Origin of the sequence: Xanthomonas sp. DAR 35659 (assembly GCF_041242975.1) — a bacterium.
Classification (GTDB): domain Bacteria; phylum Pseudomonadota; class Gammaproteobacteria; order Xanthomonadales; family Xanthomonadaceae; genus Xanthomonas_A; species Xanthomonas_A medicagonis.
This window is the reverse complement of record NZ_CP162488.1, coordinates 4945611-4956966: the sequence shown is the minus strand read 5'-3', so window position 1 is coordinate 4956966 and position 11356 is coordinate 4945611. Positions and strand designations below refer to the sequence as shown.

Below are 11356 nucleotides of genomic sequence, written 5' to 3'. Positions count from 1 at the left end.
GGTGTTCGAGATAGCCGACGAGTTGACCGCGCTGGGCGCGATCGTCGAGACGCGCTAACCGTCCTTGGAGTGGGACCTAGGAATCTGCCTGCGCTGTCTGCCGCGCAGCATCGGGAGGACGACGTTCCGCCGCTCCCATGCGAAAGACAGGACGCTCGTCCTGGACGTGTCCATCGAAGAGGAGCGCCTGCTTCCGCACAAGCGAAGCAAGGCCGCGCAGCGCCGGATCATGGGCCGCGCGTTCTTCGACTTCTTCGAAGCCAGCATCAACAACTACGAAAAGAAGCTGCCCGGGCTGGCAGGCGCGTCGTTCCCGTTGCTTGCCGACGTGCGTCGGCGGTCCCTCGACAATCAGTGGCTCGGTTAACCGCCTGCGCCTTCGCGATCGCCTGCTTGGCCGAGGTGCACCCCGGCTTGCATGGTGGCGATGGCTTCGGAATGCTTCGACTCCCGACTCCCGACTCCCGACTCCCGACTCCCAGCCCCTAGCGCCGGCCGCGTTCCTCGCGCACCCGCGTGCGCCGGTCGAACAGCACCGCGCTGGCGATGATGCCCAGGCCCAGCACCACGCCGAGCAGGAACAACACCATCGCGATGGCCGGGTAGCCGAACAGCTTGGCGCCGGTGTCGATGCGCATCATCTGCGTGGAGGCCAGGATCAGCGCGGCGGTGACGATGCCGGCAGCGACGCGGTTGGCGATCTTCTGCAGGCTCTCCATCAGCCGCGATTCCTCCAGCCCCGCCACGCGCACCTGCAGCCGGTTTTCCGCGGCCAGGGTCAGGATGTCCGACAGCTTGCGCGGCCCCTCGCGCAGCAGCGCCTGCATCTCCATCGCCTCGCTGGCCAGGTTCGCCGCCGACAGCGATTTCTTCAGCCGCGCGCGCATCACGTGCTGCAACTGGTCCTCGACCACGCTGCGCGTGTCCAGGTGGGGCGACAGCGCGCGGCACACCGCTTCCAGATTCAGCAGGGTCTTGCCGAGCAGGCTCAGCTCCGGCGGCGTGCGCAGTCCGTAGGCGGTGGCGATGCGCACCAGGTCCAGCACCACGCGGCCCTCGGAGGTGGCGTCGTGCGCGGCGTAGCGCGCGATCATCTGCCCGGTCTCGCGCTGGTAGTGGTCCTCGTCGAAATTCTCCAGACGCGTGCTCAGCGCGATGGTCTCCTCGGCCACTTCCTCGCCGCGGCCGTCGACCGCGGCGAACAGCAGCTTGAGCAGGCGCTCGCGCAGCTTCGGCGGCACGTGCGCGACCATGCCCAGGTCGAAGATCGCCAGGCGTCCGTCGCCGAGCACGCGCAGGTTGCCGGGATGCGGATCGGCATGGATCTCGCCGTGCACGAACATTTGGTCCAGATAGCCGCGCACCAGCGCCGCGGCCAGGTCGTCCATCGGCTGCTCGGTGCGGCGCAGGCCGGAAATCCGGTCCACGCGCACGCCCTCGGCCAGTTGCATGGTCAGCACCCGGCGGCTGCTCAGGTCCCAGATCGGCTGCGGCACCCACAGCTGCGGGAACGGCTTGAGGTGGTCGCCGAAGCGCGCCAGGTTCTCCGCCTCCGCCTCGTAGTTCAGTTCGGCCAGCAGCGCCTTGCCGAACTCGGCCAGCCAGTCGGCGAAGCGGATGCGCCGGCCCAGGCCGGTCAGCTTGTCGGCGGCGTTGGCGAAGCTCTTCAGCACCTCCAGGTCCGAGCGCACCTGCGCGGCGACCTCGGGTTTTTGCACCTTGATCGCCACCGGCGTGCCGTCGCGCAACGCGGCGCGGTGCACCTGCGCCAGCGAGGCGGTGCCCAGCGGGGTGTCGTCGAAGGCGGAGAAGGCCTTGTTGACCGCCACCCCGAGTTCGGCCTCGACGATCTCGCGGATGCGTTCGGCCGGAATCGGCGTGGTGTTCTCCTGCATCCGTTCCAGCGCGGTGGCGAATTCCGGCGGCACCACGTCCGGGCGCGTGGACAGCATCTGCCCGAGCTTGACGAAGGTCGGGCCGAGCGCTTCCAGGTCGCTGACGAACTGCTCGGGAGTGCCCTCCGGTAGCGCGTGCTCGGCGTCGGCGGCCTCCACGTCCATGCCGGAGAACACCCCGGAACCGCGGTAGCGCAGCAGCAGGCGCAGGATCTGGGTACGGCGGCTGAGGCCACCGACCACGTGCGGGGTGTCCGCAGCGTCGGGCGTCGCGCTCATGGTGGCTCCGGGCAGGGTCGAAAGTCGCCGACGAGTGTGGCGACGGACGGGTCGTCGCGCGGTGAATCCGCTTCGCGCGGGTGCGGGATGGTGGCCTTGCGTGCAACGGGCGCAGGTACTGGCGGCTGCGACGACGGCAGGCGCGGCGAGCCCGGGCTGCGGGCCGTCTTCCACCCTGCTTGTCCACGGGATAGCCGGTGCCGCCGCCTATCCTGCCGCGCAGCGATAGCAGGCATGCATGGGGAAGAACGCCGTGCGGCGGGGCGAAGCATGAGAAACGCTGCCAGGCAGCGGAGGAGGTGGCGGTGGCCGTCGCAGGACGGTCGCCGCGTTGTCGCAACCCGGCAGGTGCGCGCGGACGCGCCCGGCCGGCATGGGCATCGCGCGATGAGCTTGCGCCGTCTCGCGTTACGCGTCTCGGCGGTGGTCGTGGTGCTGCTCGCGGTCGCCTGGCTGGGCGAGGACGGCGGCGGCGTCGCCACCGAGGCGCGCAGCGTCCTGCAGGCCCTGTCGCGCATGCTGTTCTGACGCCGTTGGCCCGCGGCCCCTGTTCCGGCGTTGCGACCGGCCTTACCCTTTGCGTTTCGCCACCTGCAAGGATTGCCGCCATGTCCTCCGTCGTTTCGCGTGTCCTGCGTCGTTTCGGTTTCCGGTCGGCGTGCGCGTGCCTGGCGCTGTGGTGCGCGTTGCCGCTGGCCGCCACGGCGGCGCCTACGGAACGCTATGTCGGCGAGGCGTTCGACGCGCAGGCCTTTGCCGCCAGCAAGCGCCGCAGCTACGACGTGCAGGATTTCTCCGAGCGCTACCGGGCGACGCTGGAAGTGCAGGACAGCGACGAGGTGTTCCGTCCGGGCATCGTGCGCGTGTTCGCGCGCGGCAGCGCCACGCCGCTGATCGAAGTGGCCTCGCCCGAACTGGTGCTGGACACCAGCCCCAAGGGCGGCAAGGTCAAGGCCAATGTGCAGCAATTGCCCTATGGCGAGCAGAGCGTGCTGATCTACGCCGATTTCAACTTCGACGGGATCAAGGACCTGGCGCTGATGGACGGGCAGAACAGCTGCTACCACGGTCCCTCCTACCAGGTGTACCTGGGCAGCGCCGACGGTTTCGAGGCCAGCCCCGGCTTCACCGAGCTGGCGCAGAGCAATTGCGGCCTGTTCGAGGTGGATGCGCAGGCGCGCGAGATCCGCACCATGAGCAAGGACGGCTGCTGCTGGCACCAGGTCGCGAGTTATTCGGTGCGCAACGGCGAGCCACTGCTGGAGCGCGAGATCGTCGAGGACGCGACCGGCGCGTCGTCGGGGCTGGCCCAGGAGACGCGCTACCGCGACCAGGGCGGCAAGCGCGTGGCCGACAAGCGCTACCTGTGGGACGAGGACGGCGGCACCGCGGCGGGCGAGCGCAGGATCCTGCTCGAATTCCGCCTGGCGCCGGCCGGCAAGCGCATCGTGGTGTTCACCAACGGCAACGATGCGACGCGGCCGTACTACGCGGCGCTCGGCGCGCAGCAGCGGGTCGATCTGCTGTATCCGGACGCCGAACGCGAGGCCATGGACTACGACGCCGAGCGCCACGTACTCAGTTTCGACCGCGGCGACACCACCTACCGCATCGTCGGCGATGCGCACGGCGCGCCGCAGCGGATGGAGGTCGCGGTGCGCGGCAAGACCCAGACGCTGGCGCTGCAGCCCGGCTCGGTGCACGGCTCGTTGCAGGCGGTGGCGCGGGCGCTGCGCGATGCGCAGGCGGCCGAGGCGCAATAAGCCGGTCGCGATCGCGCCGGATCGCGGCTGTTGTATGAGCGGCTTCAGCCGCGACAGAAACTTCCGGAAGGGGCCTGTCGCGGCTGAAGCCGCTCCTACACAAGCACAAGCCGCTGCAGGGAGGATGGAGGCTATCTCCACGCCGCGAAGGCGCACTTCAAATGTCAGGAGCAGTGGTGAAATTCACATACAAGAAAAACGATGACGCATCTCACTGGCTTTGGTGCGAGAGAAATAAATCCCCATTCATTTCAATTGAGGATGTGGATGGAGAGTACAGCAGAGTGTTTTATGACGTGACAAATTTGCGCGTACCGCTGGAGATAATTTCAGAATCAGTGCGCAAAATATATGAGTCGTATTTGGACTTCTTTTTGATATCACACCCCGATGCTCATGCGGCAGTGGATGAGCATTATGTATTTTCGCTGATTGTGAAAAAGGAGCATGCCGAGTGCGTGGCTGAGAGCCTTTTTGACTACCTCGACCACAAATTTTTGCAGTCGCCCTAAAGCAGGCCGGCTCGGTACACGGCTCGTTGCAGGCGGTGGCGCGGGCGCTGCGCGATGCGCAGGCGGCCGAGGCGCAATAAGCCGGTCGTGATCGCGCCGGATCGAGGCTGTTGTAGGAGCGGCTTCAGCCGCGACAGAAACTTCCGGCAGGATCCCTGTCGCGGCTGAAGCCGCTCCTACACAACAATTGCACGAGAGAGAGGTCATTCCCACGCCGCGAAGGCGCGCGCCACGGCCTCGGCGCCCGGATCGACCACGCCGCGCAAGGCGTCCGCCGGTACCGCCGCCGAGCGGCCGGCACGGGCTTGGTCCAGGCGTGCGGTGGCGTCGGCGCCGGCGCGGGCGGCGCGCGCCGCCTCGGCGTGACCGTCGCCGCGCGCCAGCGCCTCCAGCGCCGGCAGCAACGCGTCGAGCATGGTCCGGTCGCCCGCTTGCGCGCCGCCGTAGTGCTGCATCCGCGCCACGCCGGCCCGCAGCGCCGGCACCCAGCCGCGTCCGGCCTCCAGCTCGGTCGCCGCGGTGGTGAGCAGGATCGACAGCAGCACGCCGCTGGAGCCGCCCATGCTGCGTTCGATCGTCGCCGCCAGGCCGTGCGCCAGCGCGGCGGCCTCGCCCGTCGCCAGCGCGTCCTCGTGCAGCGCCTGCTGCAGCGCGCGGGCGCCGGCGGCGAAGGTGCTGCCGGCATCGCCGTCGCCGGTGCGCGCGTCGAGCGCGTCCAGCTCCGCCTGTGCGGCGATCAGCGCCTGCGCGACCCGGGCCAGGGCCGCGCCGCGCCGCGCATCGCGGGCGCCATGCCGGTGCGCGTCGCTGCGCGACAACGCGGGGGCGAAGTGGCTGGGCGCATGCGGCACGCGCACGCCCGGCCAGCCCAGGGTCTGCACCGGCGCCTGCAGCGCGGCGAGCACGTCGGCGTCGGCCGGCGCCAGGGTGACCGAGAAGCCGTGCATGTCCATCGAGGTCATCAGCGCCGCCGGCAATGTCATCAGCGCGACGCGTGCCACGCCGATGTGCTGCAGCGCCAACCGGGTCAGCACGCCCAGTTCCTGGGTGGAGCAGCCGCCGAGGTCGTTGAGCATCAGCACCAGTTTCGCGTCGGCGCCGTAGCGCGCATCGGCCTGGGCCAGCAGCGGCTCCAGCACTAAGGCCAGCGCCTCCTCGACCGAGGCCGGCTGCACCTTGCGCGTGCCCGGCTCGTTGTGGATGCCCAGGCCCAGTTCCGGCGCGCGGCGGCCGGCGTGCTGGCCGGGCACGGTGCAACTGGACAGGGCCATGCCCAGCGACAGCAGGCGGTCGGCGAAGGCCTGCCCGCGCCGCGTCAGCTCGGCCAGCGCCACGCCTTCGCGGGCCAGGTGGCCGACGTACTTGTGCACCAGCACGGTGCCGGCGATGCCGCGCGGCTGCGCGGCGTCGGGCAGGGCGATGTCGTCGGCGACCAGGATGCTGGCCACGTCGATGCCCTCGGCGCGGGCGCGCTCGGCGGCCAGGCCGAAATTGAGCCGGTCGCCGGTGTAGTTCTTGATCACCAGCAGCACCCCGGGCGCGTCGGCGCAGGCGCGGATCGCGGCCAGGACCGCTTCCACGCCGGGCGAGGCGAACAGGTCGCCGGCGATGGCGCCGCTGAGCATGCCCGGGCCGACGAAGCCGGCGTGCGCCGGTTCATGGCCGGCGCCGCCGCCGGACAGCACCGCGACCTGCGCGGGGTCGCGCTCGGCCTGCAGCACGATGCGGGTGCCGCTGGCCGGGTCCGAACGCAGCAGCGGTTGCAGCGCGGCGACGGCGTCGAGCACGTCGTCGACGATGGCGCGGGGCGCGGTGAGGAACTGGTCCATGCGAAGGTCCTGTGCGGTGCGGGTCTGCGGCGCACGGTAACCGAGCCTGCGTTATGCGCGGCTGAGGCCGCGCCGCTCACCCACCTGTGCGGCGGAATCGGCGAGAATCTCCGCTCACCCCCGAATGGAATCCCCCCATGGCCGGCGCCAGCCTGTTCACCCTGCTCGACGATATCGCCACCCTGCTCGACGACGTGGCGGTTCTGACCAAGGTGGCGGCGAAGAAGACCGCCGGCGTGCTCGGCGACGACCTGGCGTTGAACGCGCAGCAGGTGACCGGGGTCAGCGCCGACCGCGAGCTGCCGGTGGTATGGGCGGTGGCCAAGGGCTCGCTGCTCAACAAGGCGATCCTGGTGCCGGCGGCGCTGGCGATCAGCGCCTGGCTGCCGTGGGCGATCACTCCGCTGATGATGATCGGCGGCGCGTTCCTGTGCTTCGAGGGCGTGGAGAAGCTGGCGCACCGCTTCCTGCATTCCAAGGAGGAGGATGCGCAGCGGCATGCGCAGCAGCTGCAGGCGCTGGCCGACACGCAGGTGGACGTGGTCGCGCTGGAGAAGGACAAGATCAAGGGCGCGGTCCGCACCGACTTCATCCTGTCCGCCGAGATCATCGTGCTGTCGCTGGGCGTGGTCGCGGGCGTGCCGTTCCTGCAGCAGCTCACCGTGCTGGTGGCGATCGCGCTGGCGATGACGGTCGGCGTGTACGGCCTGGTCGCCGGCATCGTCAAGCTCGACGACCTGGGCCTGTACCTGACCCGCAAGGGCGCGGCGGCGGCATCGATCGGCCGCGGCATCCTGTGGCTGGCGCCGTGGCTGATGCGGGTGCTGTCGATCGCCGGCACCGCGGCCATGTTCCTGGTGGGCGGCGGCATCCTGGTGCACAGCATCGGCCCGCTGCACCATGCCATGGAAGCCATGGCCCCGACCGGTGGCCTGCGCGGCGTGGTGCTCGCGTTGGGCAATGCGGTGGTCGGCGTGATCGCCGGCGCGGTGGTGCTGGGTGCGGTGCTGCTGTTCAAGAAGGTCCGGGATTAGGGATTCGGGAGTGGGGATTCGCAACGGCGGTGCGCTGTCGCTGTTGCCAATCCCGAATGCCCAATCCCCAATCCCGCGCCGGCTGCGCCGGCGCTAGTCCCCCGACACCACCCGATTCTTGCCCGCCTTCTTGGCCTCGTACAGCGCGCGGTCCGCGCGCCTGACCATCGCGTCCTGCAGCTCGCCGGCGCGGCGCAGCGCGACACCGGCGCTGAAGCTGACGAAGATGCGCTGGTCCTCGTGCACCACCGCGCGCTGGGCCAGCGCGCGCTGCACCCGGGTCACCGCGGCGGCGGCCTCGAAGATGGTGCAGTCGGGCATCAGCAGCAGGAATTCCTCGCCGCCGAAGCGGGCGATCGCGTCGCTGGCGCGCAGCGTGGTGCGCGCGACCTCGACCACGTGGCGCAGCGCGGCGTCGCCGCCGGGATGGCCGTAGGTCTCGTTGAGCCTGCGGAAATCGTCCAGGTCCAGCATCGCCACGCACAGCGGCTGCGCGCCGCGCTCGGTGCGCGCCAGTTCGCGCGCGAACAGCTCTTCCAGCCCGCGCCGGTTGAGCGCGCCGGTGAGCTGGTCGACCCGCACCAGGCCGCTGACGTCCAGCAGTTCCTGCTCCAGGCGCAGGATGCGCTGCTCGGCCGCGTCCACTTCCTGGCGCGCGGCGATCAGGTGGTCGCGCGCGCGCAGCGCCTGCTGCTGTACCTGGCCGGTGTCCTGCAGCACTTCCTGCAGCAGGCGGTTGAGATCGCCGATGCTGCGCGCGTCGCGGATGGTCTGCGAGTAGTCGGCGATGCGGTCGTGGAACTCGCTGGTGCTGATCGCCATGCCGTCCAGGTTCTCGACGAAGGTGACCATCATCTCCTTCATCGCTTCCTTGGATTCGGCGATGCCCTGCTTGAGCAGGCCCTGCTTGTAGATCACCTCGCGCAGGCTGCCGCGCGCCTCGTCGATCGAGTAGCGGTCCAGCGGGCCGCTGATCAGGTCGCGCACCACCGCGATCTGGCCCTGCAGCCAGCTGGTGTCGTCGAGCAGTTCGCCGACGTTCTCCAGCAGCAGGTCGAACAGGCCCAGCAGCAGGGTCTGCTGCTCCTGGCTGTCGCTGGCGCGCAGCGCCACCTGGTGGCACAACTCGCGCACGCGCTGCGCCAGCGGCTCCAGCGGCTGCCCGGGGTGCCACTGCCGCAGCGCCTCGCCGGTGGCTTCCGACTCGCTGGCCAGTTCGGGCAGGGTGTGCAGCAGCGCGGCGAGCGCGCCGGCCACCGCCTGGCGCAGCAGGTCGCGCAGCCGTTCCACGTCGCTCGGGCCGGCCAGCGGGTCGTCCACGTCGATGGTGCGGATGTACTTGTCGATCAGTTGGCGCAGCGCGCGGCCGTAGCTCGGCCAGTCGCCGCTGGCGGCCGCCGACTGCAGGCGCCGGCCCATGTCGCCGAGCTCGCCGTGCAGGCTGGCCATGCCGTCGGCGAAGGCGCCGAGCAGGTCCAGCGGCTGGTGGGCGTGGTGGAACAGGCGGATCAGCGCCGCGGTGGCCGCGGCCGGATCGGTGTGCCCGTCGCTGGCGGTCGGCGCGGCACCGGGCGCGCGCGCATGGGCGCGCGTGCGCGTCGCCAGCGGCGCGCCGGCGGCCGGTGCCGGTTCGCGGCGGCGTGGCGACAACAGCTTGCGTAGCCCGCTCGCAGGCGGTTCGTCGCGTGGATCCGACATGCGGACGCTTCCTCTCCAGTGAAGGCGTCGCCCTGCCGCTGCACGCGGCGACCGGGACGGCGCTCAGGAACAGGATATCGGCGCCGGCCACGCCCGCTTGAGCCGGCGCGTCGCCGGCCTCACAGCGCGGCGCGGACCTCGTCCAGGTTCGGCGGGTTGGCGCCGGCGCGGGTGCAGTTGATCGCCGCCGCGGCCACGCAGAAGTCCAGCACGTTCCGCAGCGCCGCCGGGGTCGGCGCCAGCGCGGCGAGCGCGGCCAGGTCCGGCACCTGGTGCAGCAGCGCGGCCTGGAAGCTGTCGCCGGCACCGACCGTGTCGGCCACCTGCACCGCACGGCCGGGCACCCGCGCCTCGGCGTCGCCGCGCCAGGCCACCGCGCCGTCGCCGCCCAGGGTCATCACCACCAGCGACGGACCGTGCTGCAGCCAGCCGCGCGCGACCGCGAACGGGTCCTGCCGCGGGTACAGCAGTTCGATGTCCTCCTGGCTGACCTTGACCACGTGCGCCAGCGCGATCCAGCGCTGCAGGCGCGCGCGCCACACTGCCATGTCCGGTTCCACGGTGGGCCGCACGTTCGGATCCAGCGAGATCAGGCGCTGCCCGCGCTCGCGCTCGGCCAGGGTCTGGAAAGCGCTGGCGGTGGTTTCGGCGACCAGGGTGTAGGAGCCGAAGTGCAGGCCGCCGACCGCCGCGTCGAAGGCCGGCAGGTCGGCGTCGGTCAGCGCGCGGTCGGCGCAGCCGGTGCCGTAGAAGCCGTAGTTGGGCACGCCCTGCGCGTCCAGCGCGACCATCACCAGGGTGGTCGCCTCGGCCTTGTCGATGCAGTAGTCCGGCGCCACGCCTTCGCGCTCCAGGGTGGCGCGCAGTTGGCGGCCGAGCGGATCGGTGGACAGGCCGGTGAACAGCGCCGACGGCGTGCCGAGGCGGGCCAGGCCGATCGCCACGTTGAACGGCGAACCGCCCTGGCGCGCGGTCATGCCGACCGAGGTGCCGGCGTAGCCGTCGATGAAGATGTCGTACAAGGCCTCTCCACACACCACGAACATCGAACGACTCCTCGGTTGGCTGCAGCGGCGCCGGCTGGCGCGATGGCCGGCTATTGTGGCGTACAAGCCGCAGGGCGGCGACCGCCGGGGTTGGGTGGGCTGCGCGGTAGGCGCATGGTGTGCGTGTCGGGTGCGAGGCTGTGTCCGTATCCTCATCCGCCCCTACGGGGCACCTTCTCCCGAGGGGAGAAGGAAGAGCCTTAGCCCCTCTCCCACCGGGAGAGGGGTTGGGGTGAGGGTCCGGCGCGAAGCGTCTCGCGGTGTGTGGGCGCACGAGGCTGCGCCCGTACCCTCATCCGCCCCTGCGGGGCACCTTCTCCCGATGGGAGAAGGAACAGCAGCTAGCCCCTCTCCCACCGGGAGAGGGGTTGGGGGTGAGGGTACGGGCGCGAAGCGCCTCGGGAGCCGAGCCCGCCACGCGCAATCCCGACATCCCCTTGCCGCCACGCCTGCGATAGTCGCCACTTCGCTCCACCGCCTTCAAGGAGGCTGCGATGAAGATCCTGCTCGCCGGGGCCACCGGCCTGGTCGGCCGTCACGCGCTGGCCCAACTGCTCGACGCGCCGGCGTGCAGCGCGGTGGTCGCGCCGACCCGGCGCGCGCTGGATCTGGTCCATCCCAAGCTGCACAACCCGCTGGTGGACTTCGACCGCTTGCCGGCACAGGCGCCGTGGTGGCAGGTCGACGCGGCGCTCTGCGCGCTGGGCACGACGATGAAGCAGGCCGGTTCGCGCACGGCGTTCCGCCGCGTCGACCACGACTATCCGCTGGCGATCGCGCAATTGGCGCTGCAGCACGGCGCCACCGCGTTCGCGTTGAATTCGGCGCTGGGCGCCGATCCGCGCTCGCGGGTCTTCTACAACCGGGTCAAGGGCGAACTGGAGCGCGACCTGCAGGCGCTGGGCTTCGCCTCGCTGACCCTGGTGCGCCCGGGCCTGATCGGCGGTGCGCGTGCGCAGCCGCGCAGCGCCGAGCGCATGGCCGGCGTGTTGCTGCGCGCACTGGGACCGCTAGTGCCGCGGCGCTACCGGATCAATCCGGCAACGCACGTCGCCGCCGCGCTGGTGGACGGCGCGTTGCGGCCGCGTGCCGGGTTCCATGTGGTTGGTTCCGATCAGTTGGTCTGAGCACAGGGCGTCTCTCGCCGCTCGATGCAAGGACAGGCCCCGCCGCCGCGCGTGGCGCCACGGCGCACGCGCCGCTGCCGGAGCGCACTGACCGAGCGCCGCGGCGGCATCGGCTTGCTGACCACCCGGCGCGCGTCGTCGCGCATCGCGCCACGCTCGCGCCGACCACGCCA

Annotated in this window: 10 protein-coding genes; 6 read left to right on the top strand and 4 right to left on the bottom strand. The window is 70.9% G+C overall.

What is annotated here, in order from left to right; translation table 11 throughout:
• Positions 1 to 166 precede the first annotated feature (166 nt).
• Entirely contained in the window at positions 167 to 367 is a 201-nt protein-coding gene (locus AB3X07_RS21070; protein ID WP_369940954.1) for a hypothetical protein, read from the top strand.
• A 118-nt stretch (positions 368 to 485) separates the two neighbouring features.
• Here the strand turns inward: AB3X07_RS21070 and AB3X07_RS21065 are convergent, their stop codons facing one another.
• Positions 486 to 2174 (bottom strand): ABC1 kinase family protein, encoded by a 1689-nt coding sequence (locus AB3X07_RS21065; RefSeq protein ID WP_369940952.1) that lies wholly within the window; start codon positions 2172 to 2174, stop codon positions 486 to 488.
• 387 nt (positions 2175 to 2561) lie between these two features.
• Here AB3X07_RS21065 and AB3X07_RS21060 point away from each other — a divergent pair, with 387 nt between their 5' ends.
• The 3 genes from AB3X07_RS21060 (at position 2562) to AB3X07_RS21050 (ending at position 4449) form a co-directional block, all read left to right on the top strand.
• Positions 2562 to 2702 carry a hypothetical protein gene (locus AB3X07_RS21060; protein ID WP_369940949.1) on the top strand — a complete coding sequence of 47 codons (141 nt, stop codon included), beginning with the start codon at positions 2562 to 2564 and terminating at the stop codon, positions 2700 to 2702.
• A gap of 80 nt (positions 2703 to 2782) precedes the next feature.
• Positions 2783 to 3937, top strand: a complete 1155-nt coding sequence (locus AB3X07_RS21055; protein WP_369940948.1) for an XAC2610-related protein — start codon at positions 2783 to 2785, stop codon at positions 3935 to 3937.
• Between the two features lie 176 nt (positions 3938 to 4113).
• Positions 4114 to 4449 (top strand): hypothetical protein, encoded by a 336-nt coding sequence (locus AB3X07_RS21050; protein ID WP_369940946.1) that lies wholly within the window; start codon positions 4114 to 4116, stop codon positions 4447 to 4449.
• 203 nt (positions 4450 to 4652) lie between these two features.
• On the opposite strand, the gene AB3X07_RS21045 is transcribed toward AB3X07_RS21050, so the two are convergent.
• Positions 4653 to 6278, bottom strand: coding sequence for a dihydroxyacetone kinase subunit DhaK (locus AB3X07_RS21045; RefSeq protein WP_369940944.1), 1626 nt, complete (start codon positions 6276 to 6278; stop codon positions 4653 to 4655).
• A 137-nt stretch (positions 6279 to 6415) separates the two neighbouring features.
• On the opposite strand from AB3X07_RS21045, the gene AB3X07_RS21040 reads away from it, so the two are divergent.
• Positions 6416 to 7312, top strand: coding sequence for a DUF808 domain-containing protein (locus AB3X07_RS21040; protein WP_369940942.1), 897 nt, complete (start codon positions 6416 to 6418; stop codon positions 7310 to 7312).
• Between the two features lie 93 nt (positions 7313 to 7405).
• Here the strand turns inward: AB3X07_RS21040 and AB3X07_RS21035 are convergent, their stop codons facing one another.
• Positions 7406 to 9010, bottom strand: a complete 1605-nt coding sequence (locus tag AB3X07_RS21035; RefSeq protein ID WP_369940940.1) for a diguanylate cyclase — start codon at positions 9008 to 9010, stop codon at positions 7406 to 7408.
• Positions 9011 to 9129: 119 nt separating this feature from the next.
• Positions 9130 to 10056 (bottom strand): carbohydrate kinase family protein, encoded by a 927-nt coding sequence (locus AB3X07_RS21030; RefSeq protein ID WP_369940939.1) that lies wholly within the window; start codon positions 10054 to 10056, stop codon positions 9130 to 9132.
• 494 nt (positions 10057 to 10550) lie between these two features.
• Here AB3X07_RS21030 and AB3X07_RS21025 point away from each other — a divergent pair, with 494 nt between their 5' ends.
• Complete coding sequence (locus tag AB3X07_RS21025; RefSeq protein WP_369940938.1) at positions 10551 to 11183, top strand: NAD-dependent dehydratase; 633 nt, start codon at positions 10551 to 10553, stop codon at positions 11181 to 11183.
• Positions 11184 to 11356 lie beyond the last annotated feature (173 nt).